This is a genomic window from Mycobacterium sp. (assembly GCF_035697385.1).
Classification (GTDB): domain Bacteria; phylum Actinomycetota; class Actinomycetes; order Mycobacteriales; family Mycobacteriaceae; genus Mycobacterium.
Window position 1 is genome coordinate 1 of record NZ_DASSCY010000032.1, and the last position, 23,346, is coordinate 23,346.

The window sequence follows — 23,346 nt, forward strand, 5'->3', positions numbered from 1 at the left end:
CGCACTCGTTGTGGCCGCGCTGTCGGTCGTGGCCACCTTCGTGGTGGACAGCACCGCAGCGTTCTGGTGCCTGGTGGTCTTCGCGGCGTTCATGGCCTACTTCGGCGTCTACAGCCGGCATCAGCTGGTGGCCAACTCGCCCGACGAAGAGTTCGCAGCGCTGGCGGCGGCAGAAGACGAGCTGGGATGACCAGGCCCCAGCTGAAGCGCTACACAGCTGCGGTCCGCGGCACCACATACAGCTTCAACGGGCTGGCCGAACTGATGGCCAAGGCCACACCGCTACGGTCCGGTGACGAACTCGCCGGGTGTGCGGCGTCGTCGGATGCCGAACGTGCCGCCGCACAGTGGGCGCTGGCCGATGTCGGACTCGAGGTATTCCTCGAGGAGATGGTGGTTCCTTATGAGGACGACGAAGTCACCCGCCTCATCATCGACAGTCACGATCGCCTTGGCTTTCAACGCATCTCGCATCTGACGGTCGGCGGTCTGCGCGACTGGTTGCTCGCCGCGGCGGCCGGCCCGGACCCCTCGGTCGCAGCGGCGACGATCGGAGCGGTCAGCCGCGCCATCACCCCGGAGATGGCCGCCGCGGTCAGCAAGATCATGCGCAATCAGGACCTGATCGCGGCCGCCCGCGCAATGACCGTGACGTCGGCATTTCGCACCACCGTCGGCCTTCCTGGCACGCTGACGACCCGGCTGCAACCCAATCACCCCACCGACGACCCGCGCGGCATCGCCGCAGCCACCCTGGACGGACTGCTGCTCGGCTGCGGTGACGCCGTGATCGGCATCAACCCAGCGACTGATTCGCCCGAGGCCACCGCGGACCTGCTGATCCTGCTCGACGAAATCCGTTCCCGCTACGCCATTCCCGCGCAGTCGTGTGTGCTGTCACATGTCACCACGACCATCGAACTGATCGAGCGGGGCGCGCCCGTCGACCTGGTGTTCCAGTCGGTGGCAGGCACCGAGGGCGCCAACAAGGCGTTCGGCGTCGACATTGCGCTGCTGCGTGAGGGATTGGCTGCCGGGCGGTCGCTGAACCGTGGCACCGTCGGCGACAACGTCATGTACCTGGAGACCGGTCAGGGTTCGGCGCTGAGTTCGGGTGCGCACCTTGGCGCTGGCGGACAGCCCGTCGACCAGCAGACCCTGGAAACCCGCGCATACGCCGTCGCCCGCGACCTGGAACCACTGCTCGTCAACACCGTGGTCGGGTTCATCGGCCCGGAATACCTCTACGACGGCAAGCAGATCGTCCGCGCCGGACTCGAAGACCACTTCTGCGGCAAGCTGCTTGGCCTGCCCATGGGCGTCGACGTCTGCTACACCAACCACGCCGAAGCCGACCAGGACGACATGGACACCCTGCTGACGCTTCTCGGTGCCGCCGGCGTGGCGTTCGTGATCGCCGTGCCGGGCGCCGACGACGTGATGCTGGGCTATCAGAGCCTGTCCTTTCACGACGTGCTCTACGCCCGCCAGGTCCTCGGCCTGCGACCCGCGCCGGAGTTCGAGGAATGGCTGCGCGGCCTCGGCATGAGCGACGCGCACGGGCGGGTATTGCCGGTCGACGTGGACCAGTCGCCCCTGCGGGCGTTGACCGGGAAGGTCGGCGCGTGATAAGTCCTGCGGCGCAAGAGTTTTGGGATCAGCTTCGGTTGACGACGCAATCGCGCATCGGTCTTGGCCGGGCCGGGAATGCGCTGCCGACCACGCGGGTGCTCGAGTTCAGCGCTGCGCACGCTGCCGCCCGCGACGCCGTGCACATCCCGCTCGACGTCGACGCGTTCGCGGCAAGAATCGCGGAGCTGGGCCTCGGCGAGCCTGCCGTGGTCGCCAGCATGGCCGCCGGCCGCGGCGAGTACTTGCGACGGCCCGACCTCGGCCGCCTGCCCGCCAGCTTGGACTCGGTGCCCACCGACCCGGCAGAGATCGGCGTGGTCCTTGCCGACGGGCTCTCGCCACGGGCCCTTACCGATCACGGCGTCGGGTTGTTCACCGAGCTGGTGTCGGTGATGTCGCAGCGCTACTCGATCGCCGCGCCGGTGATCGCCACCCAGGCGCGGGTGGCGCTGGGCGATCACATCGGCGAGCGGATGGGCGTACAGACGCTGATCGTGATCATCGGCGAGCGCCCCGGCCTGTCGGTGGCTGACAGCCTCGGGATCTATCTCACGCACCTGCCGCGTGCCGGGCGCACGGACGCAGACCGCAATTGCATCTCCAACATCCACCCGCCGGAAGGCCTTGGTTACGTCGATGCCGCCCGTGTTGTCACCGGCCTGGTTGCAGGTGCGCGGCGGCTGGGACGCTCGGGCGTCGACCTCAAGGACACGTCACGTGGCGACGAGCTGACGCCCGCAGCCACCCTCACGCTGGAATAAGCGCGCAACGCTTGCGGCTCGGCCGTTTTGACGCAATTCTCAATGCCATGGTCGTTACGGGGGAAACGCCCGATGTCAGTTTGCTGCCGCTGGCTCCGCGCAACCCGCTGTCCATCGGGCAGTTGCTGAAGGCGGTACGCAACCTCGACGCGGGTCAAGTTGTGTTGCGCGAGGCCGGCGGCCCCATCACCCGGGTGCAGGTTGGGCCGAAATGGTTGATGCCGCCGCTTGTCGCGGTCTTCTCGCCCGACGGAATCCGCGATGTACTGGGCCGCAATGACGCCTTCTCCGAGCGATGCATCGTCCACGAAGAGGTCCAGCACGCCGCGGGGGACAGCCTGTTCGTGCTGCCCAACGAGCAGTGGCGTCCGCGCAAGCGCGCGCTGCAGCCGGTGTTCACCAAGCAGAACGTCCGCAACTTCGGCGGCCACATGTCGCGGGCGGCGCAGGCGTTCGTCGATAACTGGCGCGACGGCGGCGACGTCGACCTCGACGTGGAGAGCCGCCGGCTGACCATGCAGTCGCTGGGCCGCTCCGTTCTGGGCATCGATCTCAACGAACGCGCCGACGTCATTGCCGAACACATGCACGTCGCGTCGTCCTACACCGCCGATCGAGCGCTGCGGCCGGTGCGCGCCCCGCGATGGCTGCCGACCCCCGCGCGCCGTCGCGCTCGCGCCGCGGTCGCGTCGATGCGCCAGATCACCGACGACATCTTGCACGCGTGCCGCGCCGATCCCACCAGGGATGCACCGCTGGTTCACGCGTTGATCGCCGCCACGGACCCGGAAACGGGGCAGCCGATCTCCGACGCCGACATCTCTAACGACCTACTCATCTTCATCCTCGCCGGCCATGACACCACCGCGACGGCGCTCACGTACGCGCTATGGGCGCTTGGCCACCATCCCGACGTGCAAGACCGTGTGGCCGCAGAAGCTGCCGCGCTCGGTGACCGCGAGCTGACTCCCGAGGATGTGCCCCGGCTCGGATACACCGTGCAGGTGCTGCATGAGGCACTGCGGCTGTGTCCGCCGGCCGCGGGGGTCGGCCGGTTGGCGGTGCGCGACATTGCGGTCGGTGGCTACCGGGTGGAGGCGGGAACGCTTCTGGCAGTGGGGATTTACGCCCTGCACCGGGATCCGGCCCTGTGGGAGGACCCGCTGGTCTTCAACCCGGACCGGTTCAGCCCGGAAAATTCCAAGGCCCGCGACCGCTGGCACTTCGTCCCGTTCGCAGGCGGAGCGCGTTCGTGTATCGGCGAACACTTCGCCCGGCTGGAAACGACCCTTGCACTGGCCACCATTATCAGGTCCACCGAAATCCGTTCCCTGGACAGCGATTTCCCGGTCGACGTGCCGTTCACCACGGTCGCCAAGGGGCCCATCCGGGCGCACGTGACGCCGCGAACCTGACGCCGAACGTTCGCGCGCAGACGAGACGGCGTTACGGGGCGCCGCCAGCGCCACCGTCGCCGCCGTCGCCGCCCGATCCGCCGGATGTGCCCGTCGAACCTGTGCCGGACGAGCCGCCCGCGCCGCCCGTGCCGGTGTTGCCGCTGCCACTTGTCCCGCCGGCCCCACCGGTGCCGCCCGTGCCGCCCGTACCGCCGTTGTCGGCCAACCCATTTGGGGTCCCGCCGGTACCACCTGCGCCGCCGGCGCCGCCCGTGCCCCCGTCCCCGCCGGCGCCCGCAGTCCCGCCACCGCTGCCGCCGGTCCCGGCAGAGCCGCCGTCGCCACCGCCGCCCCCGTCGCCACCTGTGGCACCGGAGCCGCCGTCACCGGGTGTGCCAGGGCCGCCATCCAGGGGTCCTATGCCGTTGCCGCCGGCACCGCCGTTGCCACCAGTACCAGCGGTGGCGCTGCCGCCGCCATCGCCGCCCGTCCCGCCCGTGCCGCCGTCGCCCCCGACACCGATGAAGCCGCCAGAGCCACCCGCGCCGCCGGCGCCGCCGGCGCCGCCGTTGCCGCCGGTCCCGCTCTGGCCGCCATCGCCACCCGCGCCGCCGCCGCCACCACCGCCGATGGCGGACCCGCCGCCGGTACCACCGGAGCCGCCGCTGCCGCCGTTCGCGCCCGTACCGCCCTGACCGCCCTGACCGCCTGCACCGCCACTGCCGCCGTTGCCGATGATGAGCCCGCCGTTGCCACCGACACCGCCCGTGCCGCCGGAGGTGCCATTGCCACCGTTCACACCGGTCGCGCCGTTGCCACCGCTCCCGCCGTTGCCGCCGCTGGACCCATTCACAAGTCCGGCCGCGCCGCCGTTGCCGCCATCGCCGCCGTTGCCGCCGTCAGCGAGGGCGTCGCCACCGGTGCCGCCGTCCTCGCCGTCGCCACTGCTGATGAGGCCGTCGCCGGCATTGCCACCATCACCGCCGTTACCACCGAGGACTCCGCCAGTGCCACCGTTGCCGCCCGCGCCGCCGCCCAGTGCGAGGCCGTCGGCGCCGTTGCCGCCGTTCTGGAGCCCGATGCCATTTGCCCCGTCATCTCCGGGGTTGGGCCCATCCGAGGCCGTGTTCGACGTCGTCTCGTTTACGCCGTCGGTGCCGTTTCCGCCGTTTCCGCCGGTGCCGCCACTGCCGCCGTTGCCGATGAGCATCGCGCCTGCGCCGCCGTTTCCGCCGTTACCGCCAGGAGTTGTGGCGTTTCCGTCGGCGCCGTTTCCGCCGGCGCCTCCGTTGCCGTAGAAGAACCCGGCTGAGCCGCCGTTACCAACGTGCGCGCCGGCTGTGGTGGGGCTGAAGCCGTCGCCGCCGCTGCCGATGAACAACCCGCCGTTGAAACCGTCGGGATGTAGCGCGCTGCCGTCGGCGCCGTTGCCGATGAAAATATTGAGACCCGGGATGCCGCCAGCGAGATCGAGGAATGCGTCTACCCATGGATCAGCGAGGAAGTTCGGTGAAATGAAAAGGGACACATTGCTGTTCGGCAACGCGAAAGTGTTCACGATGTTGCTTGACGACGCGGGGACCCCGTTCGAGTTGCAGCTTCCGGCCAGCGCGGGGGATCCCAAATTGCACCCGAACAGGGCAGTGACGGGTTGTTGTGGCACCGGAATCAGTGGCGCGGCATGCGCTTGGCCAGGACTGGCCAGTAACGCCGCGGGAGCGGCCAGTACAAGCCCTGCCCCGCCGATTGCCGCCGCCGTCGCCGCCAACGGACGCGCCTTCTTCTGAGACCGGTTACCCCGGTAGTTACTGCGCTTGGACATCGGAATCCCCTTTCGAATGCAGCGCGACCGACCATCGGCAACGTATGTCCGCGTCCAGCTGGCTATTGGGGTAGTGCGCTACTCCACTTGCGGGACAGTCCTGGATGAGGGCAACGGGCGTAGCCGCGCCAAGAAATGGGGTAGTCGACTACCCCAGCCACGGCCAAGGCGAATGCCTAGGTTCGGACCATGGTTACGCGGATATTGGCAAGACGGACAGTCATGACAAGCGCGCTCGTCGCAATGAGCATGAGCCCATTGGCATTCGCATGGGTTGATGCCGGCAGTTTGGTGACGACGACTGCGCCATCGATCGTCGCCGGTGGACCGCCTGGTGTCATCGAGCCCGTACCGCCGCCGCCACCTCCGCCGGGGGCGGCACCCGCAGCGGCAACGCCTCCTCCGCTTCCTCCGCGGGGGTCGGGGATTCGGGATCTGCGGTGTGGCACCGACTTGTTCACCGGCATACCCCTACCTTGCTAGGGATCGAAACCTCGAAGCCTGGGTCGTCTCAGGACTCTTGCAGCAGGGAGATCAGCTGTTCGCGGCTGTTGGCTGCGACGCGTTTGCAGGCCCGGAAGAGGTGCCCTTCGACAGATCGGCTTGACATCGTGAGCCGGTCGGCGATCTCCTTGTTCGACAACCCTTGCGCCGCAAGCGATATAATTTCGCGCTGACGGTCGGTGAACGGTTGCCGGGTCGTGGCTGCCCGTAACGCCGGGGTTTGGGCCCCTTGGCATTCCGCGGCGAGACGCTGGGCTTTGACGGACGCGGTCATTGCCGCGCCTCGCAATCCGGCTTGCTGGTAGGCGACGACGGCATGGGCGGCGGCGTCGGCGGCGGCGATGCGGTCGCCGAATGCCTCGTATTGGCGTGAGGCGTCGACGAGGGCGTCCCCGTCTGCGACCGCGAGTGCTGCGGCATGAGCCGCGGCTGCGGGCGCGCGGGGCCCCTGAACCGGGGTGGCCAGTTCGGCCAGCCTGGCGGCGGTCGTGTGGTCGCCAAACTGTGTAGCGGTCTGGAGAAGCCAGACCTCGCGGGCGGGCCGGCCAAGCACGCATTCCTTTTCCGCCGCGTTCCGGGCTATCGAGATTGCCTGTGACACATCGCCTTCGGCGGCACACGTCCACGCCTCGGCGACTGTCCTGTCTGTGTCCCACACACAAGCGTCGGCATCTTGTGCCCACCACTCGATGGCCGCAAGCTCACTGCGCGCGTCGCCCGCTCGGCCGGCCATCGCGGTGACGATCGAAAGCCACGACCGCCCGACGGCTTTGATCACGCGCCCACTGTCGCCGGCGCCAAGGTACGCAACGGATTCCTGCAGCCAGCTCCGCGCGTCTCCCAACGCGCCTCGACCCATCGCCGCCAGGCCGGCAAGGTAGCCATGCCACGACTCCTCGAACGGCACGTCGAAGACATCTGCACGGATACGAGCGAGGTTGGCCTCCAATGCTTCCAGGTCACCCGCGAGTCGATACGCATAAGCCTGCAGGGCTGCCAGTTGGAACCGCAGGTGCGAAACATCTGCGGACTTCTCCGCGAGCCGATAGCCGCTGTCGGCCGCCGCCTCGATCTCATCGACGCGCCCGAGGTCGCCCAGCCCGTTGACCACGACCCAGATCGACACCATGTGTGCAAGGTCGTCGGGCGGGCGCGCGAGGGCGGTGACCGCTCGATCGACTGCCGCACTGGCGTGCCCGCGCGTCATATCGATCAACGCCCGCGGTGCGGCGGCGATCCGCTGCCAGGCTTCATCGTCGGCGGGCAGCGCCTCATCGAGCTCCCGCTCCGCGTTGGCCGGATGACCAAGGCCTCCGGCGAAGTTCACCGCGCGCAGGATCGCAACCTGGGATCGAACCGGCCCAAACGTGTGGTCGGCGAGGTCGGCGAGAATGGTCTCGGCCTCGCTTGGGCGCTGCAGCCAGACGTTCGTCATCGCGTGGGTGAGCTTCGCCTCCACGCCACCGCCGGCGGCAACGGCCCGTTCCGCAAGGCCTTGCGCGAGCCTGGCGTCATACAGTTGCGCCGCCGCAGATGCCGCGGCCACGAGAAGCTCCGCGTCAGGTGTCATGTCCGATTCGAGCGTGAGCACCGCACGGCGCACCAGGTTTCGCGGATCGGTGCCCCCTCTTTGGGCCAGCTCCGTGGCGATGCGGCCGTGAAGCCGTTGCAACCCTGAGGATCCGGTGCGGCGGACCTCGCCGATCATGGGGTTCGCAAGCCGCACCGCTGCCGGTCGCAGCCCAGAGTCCACGCTGACCAAACCGAGGGACTCGGCCTCGGCCAGTGCGTCGGAATCCGCGACCGCCGCCAGTATCTCGACATCCAACGGTTCGATCACCGCGAGCGCGTCGAGCACACCCCTGACCGACTCGGGTACCTGCGCGATCCTCGCCTCGAGGATCTCGGCGAGCGTCGGCGAGAGCGCGGGGCGTCCGTCCCACAACCACACGCCGGAATGCTGCGTCATCCGTCCGGCGTGGACCTCACAATCCACGAGGTGACGCAGATACAGCGCGTTGCCCTGGGTGTACTGCCAAAGCCGGCGTGCACACAGGGATTGCACCGCACCACCCAGCGCTTGTTCGATGAGTTGCGTGGTCTCTTCAAGCGAGAATGGTTGTAGTTCAAGGCGTTCCAGATGATGGTCTTTCCAGATTGCGGTGATTGCGTCCGGCGCTGATTCCGCCGAGCGGATCGTGAGAATGACGGTGGCCAGTCGGCGGGTGACGAGCTGGTGAACCGCGAACGCCGACAGGTCATCTAGCAGATGGGCATCGTCGACGGCGACGACCACCGCGTCATTGCGGGCCGTGCCGATCAGCGCGTCGATCACCTCACGCACGCGCCGTAGAGGATCGGGGCCGAAGTCGCTGGCGATGTCGGCGAATGCGCCCAGCGGAACGCTGGATGTCGATGCCGTACCCACGATCCAATGCCGGCGCGCGTTTCGCGGACCGCAGCTGGCGACGGCTTCGCGTGCCACCCTGGTCTTTCCGATGCCGGCCGGGCCCGATAACACGATCCCGCGGGCCCGCTCGCCGGTCGCCTGCGTGGCCTCGGCGATCACCGCAAGCTCCTCCGACCGCCCGATCAGGGGCCACTCGCGGATCATCGGCCGTCTCGAGGTGGTCGTCGGCATCACATGTCACCTTTCGTGAGGTGCGCGTTCCTTGTCGTCGCCGGTGCATTCAGTACAGACGGTGGGGACGGCTACCGATCCCAATATGGCGGGTGTGGCGGCCGGCCACGTAATGACCGGGATTGTTTTTGCACGGATATCTTCGGTTCGGGCTAGCAGGCGCGTATTGAGTAGTGGACTACTCGAAACGTCGGAGAATCACGACGCGTGGGCGACGGCAATTGCAGCTGAGAATCGATGGGGCACTCGTTGCTGGCCATTTGCGAAAGATGGATGTTGTCAGCAACATTCGAGTGCTAACCCGCGATCTCGATCGATCGAGAAACCTCGAGGTGGCGTCGCCCCAGCGGAAGTGGAGTAGTCGACTACCCCAGCTGCTCGGCGGCAAGCGATTTACGTTGCCGTCGTTAGAACGACCAGTTCGTCCTGGACGCCTGTACGGCGCGGCGATCGGGTCCACCAACGACTGTGTGGAGGGATGAGATGTCAAAGCACCGTGCAATGCCGATTGCCAGGAAGAACACCATGGTGACGGCCGCGCTGGCGGCGGGTGTACTCGCCACGGGCGGCATAGGCGTTGCGGCCCAAGAGCACCCGGAGTCGACACTCGGCAATGACAACGCCGGCACCGCGACAGCAGCGGTATCCGCGGAAGCGGTGTTGGCATCGTCCGATACTTCAGCCGACGGTCCTATTCAAAGCGTGACCGCGGCGTTGAATCCGTTGGTGGTCCTCGGATTGATCCCGTCAGGCAGGAGCTCCGCAGGCGCCGATGGTGCCGACACCCCTGGCGAGTTGATCAGCAGCGCGCCAAGCGGGTTCATCAGCACAGGTGATACCCCTTCGTCGGCCGGCCCCAATTTCTTTGCGCCGCTTGTCTTCGCGACGCCGTACGCCGGTGGATCTGGTGGCGGCGGGCCATCAGTGTCGGCGTTCGAGGGTCCCGGACTGCCTACCCCACTGTCGGCGCCCGCATTCACCACCACGTTCTTCGGTGGCGGCGCGTTCTTGGGGTTGATCGGCCCGGGTGGTCTGTTGATCGGTGACGGCCTGGATGCCACGTGCGCCGGCTGCCCGGGCGGACCCGGCGGATTGCTGTGGGGCAATGGCGGCCGCGGCGGCGACGGCGTCTTGCCTGGACAGGCGGGCGGTGCCGGCGGCAGCGCCGGACTGGTCTTTGGGAATGGCGGTGCGGGCGGCACCGGAGGACCCGGTGGGGACGGCGGTAACGGTGGGAACGGCGCTCTGTTGTTCGGCAACGGCGGTGCCGGGGGCGACGGCGGCGCGGGCCTGGCTGGTCAAGACGGCGTCAACCCGGCCTGGGACGGCGTGAGCACGGCGCCTGATGGCGACGACGGTGACGACGATTTCGTGAACGGCACAGCCGAACCTGGTGAACCGGGCGGCAGCGGAGGTCCCGGGGTGGCCGGCGGTGACGGCGGCGAAGGCGGCGATGATTTCGAGATCCCCAATCCCGCGGTCGGGCGCGACGGCGGCGCCGGGGGTGCTGGCGGCGCGGGGGCCCCTGGCGGTGACGGTGGTGACGGCGGCGACGCGCTGAGTCTCGGCAGTGACGCAACGGGCGGCAACGGCGGTGACGGCGGACCCGGTGGGTTGGGTGCCGACGGCGGTGACGGCGGTGACGGCGGTTTCGCGATCACTCAAGGCAATGGCGTCAATGTGACCAGCGGCAACGGCGGTAACGGTGGTGACGGCGGCGACGGCGCCCCCGGCGGTGACGGGCAAACCGGCGGCGCTGGCGGTAACGGTGGTGCCGGCGGGTACTTCGGGATCGGCGGAGCCGGGGGCGACGGTGGTGTCGGTGGAGATGGCGGCGACGGCGCCGATGGTGGCGACGGTGGCGATGGTGGCCACGGCGGCAGCGTCCTGTTTCCCGCCGACCCGAACACCGATGTCACGGTGGGCTCTGGCGGCGCACCAGGATCCGGCGGCGCAGGCGGCTCCGGAGGTACGGCCGGCACTGGCGGCTCAGCGGGCACGGGCGGCACCGGCGGTCTGGGCTCGGGCGATGACGGCGACGACGGTGCTGACGGCGGCAATGGCAGCGACGGCGCGAGCGGGAGCGACGGCAACCCTGGTTGACGAACCGCCTGAGCCAGCACCGGCCGGATATGTCTCAGGAGCCTCGCAGTATGGCGCACAGTTGCTCGCGGCTGTTGGCCCCGACGCGTTGAGAGGCGCGGAAGAGGTGCCCTTCGATCGAGCGGATCGACATGGTGAGCCGGTCGGCGATCTCCTTGTTCGATAATCCTTGTGCGGCAAGCGATATGATTTCGCGCTGCCTGGCCGTGAACGGCTGTTGCGTTGTCGCGGCCCGTAACGCGGGAGTCTGGGCTCCTTGGCATTCACCCGCGAGCCGCTGGGCTGTCGCGGACGCAGTCATCGCCGCGCCGCGCAACCCGGCGGCTAGATACGCGACCACGGCCTGCGCTGCGGCGTCGGCGGCCGCAAGGCGATCGCAGAACTCCTCATAGCGGCGGGACGCTTCGACCAACCTGTCACCGTCTCCGGCTGCCAGCGCAGCGGCATGAGCCGCGGCAGTGGGCGCACGCGGTCCTTGGACAAGGCCGGCCAGTTCCGCCAGCCTCGCGGCGGTGGTGTGGTCGCCGAACTGTGTCGCGTTCTGCAGAAGCACGACTTCCCACGCAGGCCGGCAGCGCTCACATTCCTTGGCGGCTGCTTCCCGCATGAGCGAGATCGCTTGTGAAACAGCGCCTTCGGAGGCACACACCCACGCCTCCGCGATGGATCTATACGGGTCGAACATCGCGGCTTCGGGGTCTTGGGCCCACCACTCGATGGCATCGAATTCGCGGCGAGCGTCGGTGGCTTGTCCGGCCATCCCGGTGACCGTGGTCAGCCACGTCCGCCCGAATGTCTTCACCATCCGTCCGCTGCCGCCAGTGCCGAGATAGGCAAGGGCGTCACGCAATTCACGCCGAGCGTCATCCAGAGCACCTCGGCTCATCGCCGACAGACCGACCATCACCCTGTGCCACGACTCTTCAAACGGAACGTCGAGCGTGTCGCGCCTGATCCGGGCAACCACAGCGTCCGATCGCGTCAGCGCACCCCCGAGGCGATATCCGTGAGTCTCCTGAAACGCCAACCGGCGCCGCAGGTGCCCCACCTCGGGCGACTTGTCGGCGACCGCATAGCCATTGGTTGCCGCGGATTCGATCTCATCGATACGCCCGAGGTCGCCGAGTCCCGTGACGAAGACCCAAGCCAGGAAGATTTTCGCGACGGCATTGGCAGGAGAGCTACCCTCGGCGGTGACCGCCATCTCCACCGCTGTTGCGGAGCGACCACGCACCAACTCGATTAGTGGCCGCAGTGCGATGGCGATCTCCTGCGCAGAGTGATCGTCTGCCGGCAGCAGCTCGAGTTCGCGTTCGGCGCTGGCGATTCGACCGAGTATGAGCAGGAAGTTCATCGCGCGAAGGATCGCCACCTGCGTCCGCTCGATGCCCGACGCCTGCTCGGCCTGTTCGGCCAGAACCGCCTCCGCTTCGACGCCGCGCTCCTGCCACGTGATTGCCATCGCGTGCGCGATCTTCGCCCAGGGGCCACCCCCGACGGCAACGGCGCGCTCGGCGAGGGTCTCTGCGAGCCGATGGTCGAGCAGTTGCATCGCGGCGGCCGCGGCGGCAAGGAGGAGCTCCGGGTCGGGCGCGAGATCGGATTCGATGGTGAGCACTGCACGCCGGATCAGGTCTCGGGGATCTGTCGAGCCTTTTCGCGCGAGTTCGGTGGCGATGCGCCCGCGCAGCCGTTGCAGCCGCAGGGAGCCGGTGTGCCTGATCTCGCCGAGCAGCGGGTGAGCAAGCCGCACGGACGCCGGCCGCACGCTGTGGTCGACGCTTATCAGGCTCAGTGATTCGGCCTCAGCCAGGGCATCGGAATCGGCGATCTCCTCCAGAATGTCGGTTTCCAGCGGCTCGGCCACCGCGAGCGCGTCGAGAACTTCTCCGACAGAGGACGGCACGTCGGTCATGCGCGACTCGAGCAACTCTGCGAGCGTCGGTGAGAGCCGCGGTTGACCGTCCCACAACCACACCCCCGAGCGCTGCGTCACGCGGCCGGCGTTCACCTCGTTTTCGAGCAGGTGACGCAGATACAGGGCGTTGCCCTGGGTGTACTGCCAAAGTCGTTGTGCGCTAAAGGAGTCGACCGGGCCATCGAGGACGTGCTCAACTAGATCCGCTATTTCTGGTGGCGAGAGCGGCTGCAGCTCAAGGCGTTCCAGGTGCTGATCTTTCCAGATCGAGGTGATCGCGTCCGGCGGCGATGCCCCTGAGCGAATGGTCAGTATCACGGTGGCAAGTCGGCGGGTGACGAGCTGGTGCACGGTGAACGCCGAAAGGTCATCGAGCAGATGCGCATCGTCGACGCCGACGATGACCTCGCCGTACCGGGCATCGCCGATGAGCCCGTCGATCACTTCACGCACCCGTCGTAACGGATCTGGACCGAAGTCGCTGGCGATGTCGACGAAGGCGCCTAACGGGACGCTGCGTGACGATGCCGTGCCGACGATCCAGTGCCGGCGCGCGCTCCGGGGCCCACAGCTTGCGACGGCCTCGCGTGCCACCCGGGTCTTGCCGACACCGGCCGCACCGGACAGCACAATCCCGCGAGCGCGGTCAGCGCTCGCCCGGGTGGCCTCGGCGATCACCACGAACTCCTCGGATCGCCCGACCAGGGGCCACTGGCGGATCACCGGCAAATTCTAACTGGCACAGACGCGCTGCTTGCCCTTTCAAGCGAGCACATCACGGCCTGGTCGACCAAGAACTGGGGTAGTTGACTACCCCAGCCACCCGCTGGCAACCGCTTTACGTTGTCGTCGTGGAACTACCAGTTCGTAGCGGGCAACCGGTCGAGCGCCGAGTGTGGGAGGGCCGTTCGATGATGAACCAGGACGATCCGGAAGTTCGCATCGCGGCTCTGGAACGCCGATTAGAAGAGCAGAAGTACACCGCGTGGCCGGAACGTACAGAAGGTGCGCGAGTTACTGCAGAAGATGTCCACAATGTGGCCTTCTCGAAGTCGGCAAGGGGCAGATCCGGTTACAACGAAGACGAGGTCGACGGTTATCTCGAGCGTATCGAGGCGACGCTGCGAGATCCGGCGGCAACCGGTGGTGTCACCCCTGCGGACATTCGCAATGTGGCGTTCTCCAAACCGCCAATTGGAAGGCGGGGTTACAACGAAGACGAGGTCGACGAGTTTCTTGGCCGCGTCGAGATCGAACTGGCCCGCCGTACGGGGCAGCGCACCGCGCAGGACTTCAGCGCCACAACCGATCTGGGGCCCCGCCACCTCAGGCATTCGGACGAATCCACGCCGCAGAGCATTCTCGGCCACCTCCTCGCCTTCCGGGGAGAGCTCCGTGAGCATGGCAGCCGGCCCTGGACCTGGCGAGCGCCGCTGGTGATTGGGCTGTTGCTTGTCGGGGTCGCGTGCCTTCCGCCGTTCGATCCACTCGTTCTCGTGATCGGTGTCAGCTTCTGGATCTGGGCTGTGCTTGCCTGGCGTTTCGGCTGGGAATTTTGACGGCGGGAATCTCAGGATCCGCGCAGGATAGAGATCAGTTCGTCTCGGCTGCGCGCCCCGACGCGCTGGCAGGCGCGGAAGAGGTGTCCTTCGACAGAGCGGGTCGCCATGGCGAGTCTGTCAGCTATCTGTTTGTTCGATAGTCCTTGTGCGGCAAGCGATATGATCTCGCGCTGACGGTCGGTGAATGGTTGCGGCGTTGTCGCGGCGCGTATTGCGGGGGTCTGGGCGCGTTGGCATTCGGCCGCAAGGCGTTCGACGGTGGCCGAGGCGTTCAATGCCGTGCCACGCAACCCGGCGCTTTGGTAAACGATGACGGCCTGGGCGGCGGCGTCGGCGGCGGCTATCCGATCGCCGAATGCCTCGTATTGGCGCGACGCCTCTATGAGTCCGTCGCCGCAGTCCGTCGCGAGTGCGGCGGCATGGGCCGCGGCGGCCGGTGCGCGGGGGCCTTGAACCCGGTCCGCCAACTCGGCCAGCCTAGGGGCAGTTGTGACGTCACCGAACTGCGTGGCCGTCTGCAGCAGCAAGACCTCCCACGCGGGCCGGTCGAGCTGACGTTCCTGTGCCGCCGCGTCGCGGGCGATCGAGATCGCCTGCGACACAGCGCCTTCGGCAGCGCACACCCAGGCGTGCGCGATGGACCTTTCTGCGTGCCATCCGCGCGCGTCCGGATCGGCGTCCCACTGCTCGATTGGCGTGAACTCCCGCCGGGCGTCTGCGGCTCTGCCTGCCATTGCCGTCACCGTCGCCAACCACAGTCGCGCGAATCGCTTCCGCATGCGTCCGCTGTGGTCGCTGCCGACATCTGCCAGCGATTCTTGGCACAGGCGCCGCGCCTCAGCAAGATCGCCTCGATTCATCGCCGACAAACCGGCGACGAAGGCATGCCATGATTCGGCGACATGCCACGATCCCTCGAACGGAACGTCAACCGTGTCGCGGCGGATCCTGGCGATCGTGGCGTCCAGTTGTTTCAGCGCACCGGCCGGTCGATAGGCATAGGCGTGCAGGAACGCCAGCGGAACCCGCAGGTGCGATACTTCCGCGGACTGGTCGGCGAGGCGGTAGCCGCTGTTCGCTGCGGACTCGATCTGATCGACGCGCCCAAGCTCGCCAAGGCCTTGGACCAAGGCGAAGACCGACAGCATGTGTGCGAGGTCGTTCGCTGACGTGCCGGCGAGGTTGGCACCGGCTCGGTCCACCGCGGCTCCGGCGTGACCGCGCACCACCTCGATCAATGCCCGCAGGGCCGAGGCGAGGCCAGCAGCGGCGTCATCGTCGGCGGGCACTTCCTCATCGAGTTCCTTTTCGGCGTTTGATGTTTGACCGAGAATCACTGCGAAATTGAGCGCGCGAAGCAGCGCAATCTGGACGCGCATCGGGCCGGAGGTTTGGTCGGTGAGTTCGGCGAGGACCCGCTCCGCGTCATGGCCGCGCTCTTGCCAGGTGAGCGCCATGACGTGGGTGAACTTGGCCTCTATGCCGCTGCCGGCGGCGACGGCCCGCTCCGCCAGCGTCTCGGCCAGCCTCAGATCGAGTAGTTGCATCGCGGCCCAGGTGGCGCCGTTGAGAAGTTGTGGGTCGGGTGTGAGGTCAGATTCGACGGTGAGCACTGCGCGGCGTACCTGATCCCGCGGGTCTGCCGCACTCTTGCGAGCCAGTTCGGTGGCGATGCGCCCGCGCAGTCGTCGCAGCCGCAGTGAGCCGGTGCGGCGAACCTCGCCAAGCATGGGGTGCGCCAGCCGGACCGACGGCGGTCGCGTGCTGGAGTCGACGGTTATCAGGCCAAGTGATTCGGCCTCGCTCAGCGCGTCGGGATCGGTTACGGCCGAAAGGACGTCGGTGTCCAACGGTTCGGCGACGGCGAGGGCGTCGAGAACCTCGCGGACCGGTTGAGGTGCCTGGGCGATGCGTGCCTCGACGAGTTCGGCGAGCGTGGGTGAGAGCGCTGGCTGTCCGTCCCAGAGCCACACGCCCGATCGTTGCACGACGCGGCCGGCGCCAACTTCGCTGTCGAGCAGGTGATGCAGATAGAGCGCATTGCCCTGGGTGTACTGCCAAAGCCGTTGTGCGCTAAAGGAGTGCACCGGTCCATCAAGCACATGTTCCAGCAGCCGGGTGGTCTCGGGCATCGAAAGCGGCTGCAGTTCAAGGCGGTCCAGGTGCTGTTCGGTCCAGATCGCTGATATCGCGTCCGGCGGCGATTCTCCCGAGCGGACGGTCAGTATCACGGTGGCCAGTCGTCGTGAGACGAGCTGGTGAATGGTGAACGCCGACAGGTCATCCAATAGATGCGCGTCGTCGACCCCGACGACCACCTCGTGGGGTTGGCGGTCGCCGATGAGGCCGTCGATGACCTCGCGTACCCGGCGTAGGGGGTCGGGGCCGAAGTCGCTGGCGATGTCGGCGAATGCGCCCAGCGGGACGCTACGTGCCGATGCAGTTCCGATGATCCAATGCGGACGGGCACGTCGCGCACTGCAGCTGGCAACGGCCTCCCGGGCTACCCGCGTCTTGCCGACACCGGCCGAGCCGGATAACACGATCCCGTTTGCGCGCTCGCCGGTCATCCGGGTGGCCTCGGCGATCGCCGTAAGCTCCTCGGACCGCCCGACCAGGGGCCACTGGCGCATCACCGGCGAATTCTAACCGGCACAGGCGTCCTAATTTTGTTCAATGAAGGCGAAATTGGCGCGCGCGAAAGTTCACGGGAGCGCCGCGTGATCAGGTCGGTGTTTCCGCGGATGCGGCAGCCAGCTTTGCTTCGGCAATCCGCATGAACGTGGGCAGCGCGTCGAGGTCCACGCCAACGCACTCGGCGATCACATCGTCGGCAATGCCGGCAGCGCGCAACCGCAATGCGGTCGCATACGGCAGCGGCAGCCGCTGCAGGGACTCGGCCCGGGGCGAATCAGTGGCCACGGACATTAGGTTGCCGCTGTCTTGGTCGTTCGGCTGGGGTAATCCGCTACGCCAATCCGGATCCGATTCCCGTACCTCATGGTGGAGTAGCCCAGCCGCCGAGAACTGGGGTAGTCGGCTACGCCAGCGGATCGACAACGCGCGCTTTACGTTGCTCTCGTAGCCATGGAGGCGACGCATGAACGAAGGGAAAGACCGATGAATCGATTTCTAGTGGCTGCGATCGGGCTGATCGCCAGCGCCGGGCTGCTGGTGGGCTGCTCCGACGACAAGGGCAGCGAGCCGGCCCCGGCCACCACGGCAGCGGCCGGGGGCGCCGAGACAACCACCGGAGGGGGCGCCGACGTGAGCACCGGCGGCGCTACGGAGGTGACGGTCGAAGGTTCCGATCTGGCGGGGTTGGATCCCGCGTCGGTCACCTGCGTCAAGCAGGGCGGCAAGATCAACATCGGCAGCGGTGCGGCCGGTCCTCAGCAGGCCTTGGGCGTGGTGATGACCGACGAGGCCACGCCGAAGGTCGAGTCGTTGGGCCTGGTGGTCGACGGCAATGCGCTGGCAGTCAGCGACATGATGGGCGTGAAGACCGGCTCGGCCGAAGTGAAGGTCGACGGCGACACCTACACCATCACCGGCGAGGCACAGGGCGCCGATATGAAGAACCCGATGGCCGGCATGATCACCAAGAAGTTCGAAATCAAGGTGAGCTGCAGCTAGCTCACACCATCCAAGCGGCGGGTGTCTTGAGGACGCCCGCCGCTTTCGTGCGCGCACCCGTGCCAAGACGATGTAGGAGCGCAGCGCGCTGACGGTGTTGAGGTAGCGATTTCGGCGAGAAGAACGAACTGGGGTAGTCGTTTACCCCAGCCGGCCCACCCCAGCGGACTTAATTTTCCCTTGGCAAACACATTGCGAATCCGCAACTGGTGTTCAAGTAGGGGAGGCGCCACGATGGGTAACGCGAAATACATTGGCCGCGTTGGTGCGTTGGCGATAGCGCTGGGCATCGGGACAGCGGTGGCCACCACGCCGTGGGTTGCGGTCGCCGAGCCTTCGGCGTCCGTTTCTGACTCTTCGTCATCGAACTCGTCATCGAGCTCGTCGTCGGGAGCGGAGTCCACATCGACGGACGACTCGAAACCCGATACGGCAGTGGATATTTCGGGTAGTGCCGTGACAGCGGCGGACACCCAGCAATCGTCGAGCTTGTCCCTCGGTAGGTCCGACGGGGACGGTGCGTCCTCCGCCGCACTCGGCGACGCCGAAGCGGTTGGCGAGGAAGGCGAGCAGCCCGGCTTAGCGGAAACCGCGGAGCCGACGGCCGATACGCCACCGGTCGACGAACCGGCGAACGGTTCCGACACCCCGATGATTGCCGACCCACAGGCTGAGACGACCCCCGCGGTGACGACGGCCGAGTCGACCGGCGGATCCGACCACACACCGAATCCTGCGTCCACCGCGACGGCGCCCGATTCGCCGCTCGCCAACTCGCACACCGAAGCTGACTCCGTGATGCACACCACCGGCGGCGATACCGACGAACCCGCCCTCGTGCCGGTGGCATTGGCGAACAGCACCGTGACGGCCATGTCGGTCCCCACCCAGCTGGTTCCCGCCGTGCAGGAGCTGCCCGCCCCTTCCTCGCCGGCGAGCGTAGTGACGGACCTGATGTCAGGGCTGCTGGCATGGGTGGGTTTGGGCTCGGGGTTGACCAACGCCCCCGCGGCGCCTGCGCCGCCGCCACTGTTATGGGGTCTGCTGGAGTGGGCGCGCCGCCAGGTCCAGCACACGTTGTTCAATCGGACCCCGACCATCGCGTACAACTCGGCGGAGAACAGCCAATCGGTGGACGGGGTGATCACCGGAGATTTGCACGCGGTCGATCCGGATGGGGATCTGTTGACGTTCACCGTCTCCCGAGTCCCTGAGCACGGCAGTGTGGTGGTCAACCGCGACGGCACTTTCGCCTATACCCCCGACGCCGATTTTGCGCGGACCGGCGGCATCGACACGTTCAGCATCGTTCTCGATGACGGCGCCGCTTACCGGCTGCCCGGGGTGGTCGGACTGATCCAGGATCTGGTGCACCGCGGCGCCGTGGGGATCGGCCTCAGCGGCTCGGACACCATCGATTCCCACCCCGACGTCGCGGTGAACCCCGTCATGGCCACCATCGCTGTCGGCGACACTCCGGTGGGGGTTGCGGTCAGCCCCGACGGCACCACCGCCTACGTCACCAACCATTACGACGGCACCGTGTCTGTGATCGACACCGCCACCAATACCGTCACCACCACCATCATCACCACCGCCGCCGTCGGCGATAATCCGCTCGGGGTGGCGGTCAGCCCCGACGGCACGACCGCCTACGTCACCAATGCCGGGGGCGGCGACACGGTGTCTGTGATCGACACCGCCACCAATACCGTCACCGTCACCGTCACCGTCGGCGACAGCCCGTTCAGCGTGACGGTCAGCCCCGACGGTGCCACCGCCTACGTCGCCAATATCGGGGACGACACGGTGTCGGTGATCGACACTGTCACCAATACCGTCTCCGCCACCATCACTGTCGGCGATGGCCCGGCCGGTGTGGCGGTCAGCCCCGACGGTGCCACCGCCTACGTCACCAACTTCAACGGCGGCACCGTGTCGGTGATCGATACCGCCACCAATACCGTCACCACCACCATCACCGTCGGCGTCGGCCCGAAGGGGGTGGCGGTCAGCCCCGACGGCGCCACCGCCTACGTCACCAACCAGGAAGACGGCACCGTGTCGGTGATCGACACCACCACCAACACCGTCACCACCACCATCACCGTCGGCGACCACCCGGCCGGTGTGGCGGTCAGCCCTGACGGCACCCTCGTCTACGTCACCAACTCCTTCGACGACACCGTTTCGGTGATCGCCGTGCCCGCGGTGCAGCTGAATGTAGTTGCAGTGCAAGATCGTTCGGCCAACGCGGATACCCCGGCCATTCAGATGAGCGCGGTGTCCGATGCTGCGTCAGGACCGTTTGGACTGCTGGAGTGGGTTGGCCGCATGGTCCGGCACACGTTCTTCAACCGGACCCCAACAGTCGCCTACAACCCGGCGGACAATCGCCGATCCGCGGACGGGGTGATCACCGGTGACCTGCACGCGGTCGATCCCGACGGGGATCCGTTGACGTTCACAGTCACCCGCGCCCCCGAGCGGGGCAGCGTGGTGGTCAACTCCGACGGCACCTTCACCTACACCCCGAACGACGAGTTCCTCCGCACCGGTGGCGGGGACACGTTCACCGTCCGCGCCTATGACGGTGACTCTTACCAGCTGTCCGGGGCGGCCGGACTGATCCAGAGCGTGCTGCACCGCCTCGCCCAGGGGGTGGGCATCAGCGGCCCGGACGCCGTCGATTCCCATCCCGACGTCTCGATCAGCCCCATCGTCGGCATCATCGATGTCGGTAATGGCCCGGGCGGTATGGCGGTGAGCCCCAACGGCGCCCGCGTCTATGTCGCCAACAGCCAGGACGACACGGTGTCGGTGATCGACACTGTCACCAAATCGGCCATCGCCACCATCGACGTCGGCGACACTCCGCTCGGGGTGGTGGTCAGCCCCGACGGCGCCACGGCCTACGTCAACAACGGCGAGGACACCTCTGTGTCGGTGATCGACACCGCCACCAACACGGTCACCGCCACCATCAACGTCGACGATGTTCCGAACGGGGTTGCGGTCAGTCCCGACAGCACCACCCTCTACGTCACCCAGCGCGACACCGGCACGGTTTTGGTGATCGACGCCGCCACCCACACCGTCATCGACACCATCACCGTGGGCGGCGCGCCGGCTTTGGCTGCGCTCAGCCCCGACGGCACCACCCTCTACGTCGCCATGGGCGCCGATTCGGTGACCGGCACGGTGGCGGTGATCGACACGGCGACGAACACCGTGGTCACCACCGTCAATGTCGGCGCCCCCGCGGCCGCGCCGGTAGTCAGCCCGGACGGCACCGTCGTCTACGTCACCAAGCTCAACAACAACACGGTTTCGGTGATCGACACCGCCTCTAACACCGTCATCGACACCATCACCGTCGGCAACATCCCGGCCATGGTGGCCTTCAGCGCGGACAGCGCCACTGCCTACGTCGCCAACTTCGGCGATAACACGGTGTCGGTGATAGACACTGCCACCAACACCGTCATCGACACCATCAGTGTCGGCAATGGACCAGTCGGGGTGGCGGTGAGCCCCGACGGCACCCGCCTCTACGTCAGCAGCTCAGGCAACGGCACCGTGTACGTGGTCGCTGTGTGACCCTGCCCAGCCTGACACGCCCCACGTACCGCGTATCAGCGTGAAGTTCTCGCGCATCGGTGACGGCGAAAGATGCACACTCTTCCCAACGTTCGGCTGGGTAATCCGACTACCTCAATCCCGGGTTCGGTTCCGCTACCTCACGTGGCATAGCCGACCTGGCAAAACTGGGGTAGCCGACTACTCCAGCCGGGCCACCGCCACAAACCTAACTTCCTTGGTAGTCAAGCGAACCCGCAACAGGGTGTGCGTGTACGGGGAGGTCCCACGATGGGTAATGCGAACTACATCGGCCGTGTCGGTGCGCTGGCGGTCGCGCTGGGCATAGGTACGGCGGTGGTCACCACTCCGTGGGTCGCGGTCGCCGAACCGTCCGCCGACACGTCGTCTCCCGCAGGTTCCACATCCACGGACGACTCGAAACCTGAAGCGGCAGACGATAGTTCGCCTGATACGAATACGACGACGGGCGCCGATGCCGGCGAACCGACTGACGAGGACTCCGAATCAGACAACCATGGGGACGAAGCGGCCACGCCGCAAGCCTCAGCGCCGGCCGCCGAGGAAGACACCGAACTCGAAACCGAACCAGCATCCACCACGCCAGACCAGCCGCCGGTCTCAAACCCGGTGGTCCTGCCACCGGCCACCGAGGCCGCCCTCACCGAGTCGTCGAACAACGACAGCCCAGCCCAGCAGCAGAGTGTGTCCGTCGATCTGCCAGAGGCCGCAGACCCAGGCGCCGTCGCGTCGACCGGCGGTGCGGACGATCTGCACCAACCCGCGATCACGGTATCGGTGACATCGGCGAGGAGCACCGCCCCAGCCGTACCTACTGCGGTGCCGGCCACCGTAATCTCGGCGCAACTGCTTCCCGCCGCGCAGGCGCTGCCTGCCCCGGCGAGCCCGGTGAGTGTGGTCACGGGGTTGGTGTCGGGACTGTTGGCCTGGGTGGGATTGAGCCCGGGGCTGAGCACCGCTCCCGCAGCGCCGGCGCAGGCGCCGCTGCTGTGGGGGCTGCTGGCGTGGGTGCGCCGCGAAGTCGAACGCACCATGTTCAACAAGACCCCGACCACCGCCTACAACCCTGCCGAGAACAGCCAGTCTGTCGACGGCGTGATCACCGGCGACCTGAATGCCGTTGATGCCGACGGTGATCCGCTGAGTTTCAGCGTCATCGACACTCCGGAGAACGGGTCGGTAATAGTCAACCCGGACGGCACCTTCGTCTATACGCCGAGTGCGCAGCTGGCCGCCACCGGCGGCACCGACGTGTTCACCGTCAAGGTGGTAGACCAGGGAACACACTTCCACGGAATCGGCGCTTTGTTCCAACCCGACTCCGGCCACAGCACCACCGCCACGGTCGCGGTAACGGTCACACCGATGAGCATCGCCGTAGGCAACTTCCCGACCGGTGTGGCGGTCAGCCCCGACGGCAGCACCGTCTATGTCACCAACTTCGGCGACCTCTCAAGCGGAGGCAACACGGTGTCGGTGATTGACGCCGCCACCAACACGGTCGTCGCCACCATCACCGTCGGCGGAAACCCGGCGAATGTGGCGGTCAGCCCCAACGGCGCCACCGCTTACGTCACCAACCTCGACGACGGCACCGTGTCCGTCATCGACACCGCCACCAACAGCGTCACCGCGACCATCACCGTCGGTGACCTTCCGGACGGGGTGGCGGTCAGCCCCGACGGCGCCCACGTCTACGTCACGAACGCCGACGACGACACCGTGTCGATCATCGATGCGGCCACCAAC

12 protein-coding genes and 3 pseudogenes are annotated in these 23,346 nt (G+C 67.3%); 10 read left to right on the plus strand and 5 right to left on the minus strand.

Annotated elements, in window-relative coordinates:
* The 4 genes and pseudogenes from VFH65_RS03180 to VFH65_RS03195 form a co-directional block, all read left to right on the plus strand.
* Positions 1-190 (plus strand): annotated as a pseudogene (locus VFH65_RS03180) (ethanolamine permease); the annotation flags it as partial.
* A complete protein-coding gene (locus VFH65_RS03185) occupies positions 187-1,629 on the plus strand; it encodes an ethanolamine ammonia-lyase subunit EutB (protein ID WP_353319684.1) in 1,443 nt (480 codons plus the stop codon). The pseudogene VFH65_RS03180 and the gene VFH65_RS03185, both read left to right, overlap by 4 nt.
* Positions 1,626-2,393 carry an ethanolamine ammonia-lyase subunit EutC gene (eutC, locus tag VFH65_RS03190; RefSeq protein ID WP_353319685.1) on the plus strand — a complete coding sequence of 256 codons (768 nt, stop codon included), beginning with the start codon at positions 1,626-1,628 and terminating at the stop codon, positions 2,391-2,393. Before VFH65_RS03185 ends, eutC begins: the two co-directional genes overlap by 4 nt.
* A 47-nt stretch (positions 2,394-2,440) precedes the next feature.
* Positions 2,441-3,808 carry a cytochrome P450 gene (locus tag VFH65_RS03195; RefSeq protein ID WP_353319686.1) on the plus strand — a complete coding sequence of 456 codons (1,368 nt, stop codon included), beginning with the start codon at positions 2,441-2,443 and terminating at the stop codon, positions 3,806-3,808.
* Positions 3,809-3,839: 31 nt separating this feature from the next.
* On the opposite strand, the gene VFH65_RS03200 is transcribed toward VFH65_RS03195, so the two are convergent.
* Together VFH65_RS03200 and VFH65_RS03205 are read right to left on the minus strand one after the other, a co-directional pair.
* Positions 3,840-5,612 (minus strand): PGRS repeat-containing protein, encoded by a 1,773-nt coding sequence (locus tag VFH65_RS03200; protein WP_353319687.1) that lies wholly within the window; start codon positions 5,610-5,612, stop codon positions 3,840-3,842.
* A gap of 511 nt (positions 5,613-6,123) precedes the next feature.
* A complete protein-coding gene (locus VFH65_RS03205; RefSeq protein WP_353319688.1) occupies positions 6,124-8,757 on the minus strand; it encodes a LuxR C-terminal-related transcriptional regulator in 2,634 nt (877 codons plus the stop codon).
* 501 nt (positions 8,758-9,258) lie between these two features.
* On the opposite strand from VFH65_RS03205, the gene VFH65_RS03210 reads away from it, so the two are divergent.
* The gene (locus tag VFH65_RS03210; protein WP_353319689.1) at positions 9,259-10,860 is read left to right on the plus strand and encodes a PGRS repeat-containing protein; all 1,602 of its coding nucleotides are present in this window, start codon (positions 9,259-9,261) and stop codon (positions 10,858-10,860) included.
* Positions 10,861-10,894: 34 nt separating this feature from the next.
* On the opposite strand, the gene VFH65_RS03215 is transcribed toward VFH65_RS03210, so the two are convergent.
* On the minus strand, positions 10,895-13,501 hold the full coding sequence (locus tag VFH65_RS03215) for a LuxR family transcriptional regulator (RefSeq protein ID WP_353319690.1): 2,607 nt from the start codon (positions 13,499-13,501) through the stop codon (positions 10,895-10,897).
* Between the two features lie 191 nt (positions 13,502-13,692).
* On the opposite strand from VFH65_RS03215, the pseudogene VFH65_RS03220 reads away from it, so the two are divergent.
* Both VFH65_RS03220 and VFH65_RS03225 read left to right on the plus strand, forming a co-directional pair.
* Positions 13,693-13,890, plus strand: a pseudogene (locus VFH65_RS03220) (DivIVA domain-containing protein); the annotation flags it as partial.
* Positions 13,891-13,899: 9 nt separating this feature from the next.
* A pseudogene (locus VFH65_RS03225) lies at positions 13,900-14,043 on the plus strand (DivIVA domain-containing protein); the annotation flags it as partial.
* A 305-nt stretch (positions 14,044-14,348) separates the two neighbouring features.
* On the opposite strand, the gene VFH65_RS03230 reads toward VFH65_RS03225, so the two are convergent.
* The gene (locus tag VFH65_RS03230) at positions 14,349-16,973 is read right to left on the minus strand and encodes a LuxR C-terminal-related transcriptional regulator (protein WP_353319695.1); all 2,625 of its coding nucleotides are present in this window, start codon (positions 16,971-16,973) and stop codon (positions 14,349-14,351) included.
* Between the two features lie 91 nt (positions 16,974-17,064).
* Positions 17,065-17,262 carry a hypothetical protein gene (locus VFH65_RS03235; protein ID WP_353319691.1) on the minus strand — a complete coding sequence of 66 codons (198 nt, stop codon included), beginning with the start codon at positions 17,260-17,262 and terminating at the stop codon, positions 17,065-17,067.
* Between the two features lie 198 nt (positions 17,263-17,460).
* Between VFH65_RS03235 and VFH65_RS03240 the strand changes: the two genes are divergently transcribed.
* The 3 genes from VFH65_RS03240 to VFH65_RS03250 form a co-directional block, all read left to right on the plus strand.
* Positions 17,461-17,976: a lipoprotein LpqH gene (locus VFH65_RS03240; protein WP_353319692.1), complete on the plus strand. Its 516-nt coding sequence runs from the start codon at positions 17,461-17,463 to the stop codon at positions 17,974-17,976.
* Positions 17,977-18,210: 234 nt separating this feature from the next.
* Positions 18,211-21,576, plus strand: coding sequence for a beta-propeller fold lactonase family protein (locus tag VFH65_RS03245; RefSeq protein ID WP_353319693.1), 3,366 nt, complete (start codon positions 18,211-18,213; stop codon positions 21,574-21,576).
* 270 nt (positions 21,577-21,846) lie between these two features.
* Positions 21,847-23,346: Ig-like domain-containing protein (locus VFH65_RS03250; protein ID WP_353319694.1), on the plus strand; the 1,500-nt coding region annotated here is incomplete at its 3' end.

Excerpts from the sequence above, each read along its gene's own strand:
- VFH65_RS03210 (WP_353319689.1), top strand. The coding sequence starts at position 9,259 with ATGCCGATTGCCAGGAAGAACACCATGGTGACGGCCGCGCTGGCGGCG.
- VFH65_RS03200 (WP_353319687.1), bottom strand. The coding sequence starts at position 5,612 with ATGTCCAAGCGCAGTAACTACCGGGGTAACCGGTCTCAGAAGAAGGCG.
- VFH65_RS03245 (WP_353319693.1), top strand. The coding sequence starts at position 18,211 with ATGGGTAACGCGAAATACATTGGCCGCGTTGGTGCGTTGGCGATAGCG.
- VFH65_RS03185 (WP_353319684.1), top strand. The coding sequence starts at position 187 with ATGACCAGGCCCCAGCTGAAGCGCTACACAGCTGCGGTCCGCGGCACC.
- VFH65_RS03230 (WP_353319695.1), bottom strand. The coding sequence starts at position 16,973 with ATGCGCCAGTGGCCCCTGGTCGGGCGGTCCGAGGAGCTTACGGCGATC.
- VFH65_RS03205 (WP_353319688.1), bottom strand. The coding sequence starts at position 8,757 with ATGCCGACGACCACCTCGAGACGGCCGATGATCCGCGAGTGGCCCCTG.
- VFH65_RS03195 (WP_353319686.1), top strand. The coding sequence starts at position 2,441 with ATGGTCGTTACGGGGGAAACGCCCGATGTCAGTTTGCTGCCGCTGGCT.
- VFH65_RS03240 (WP_353319692.1), top strand. The coding sequence starts at position 17,461 with ATGAATCGATTTCTAGTGGCTGCGATCGGGCTGATCGCCAGCGCCGGG.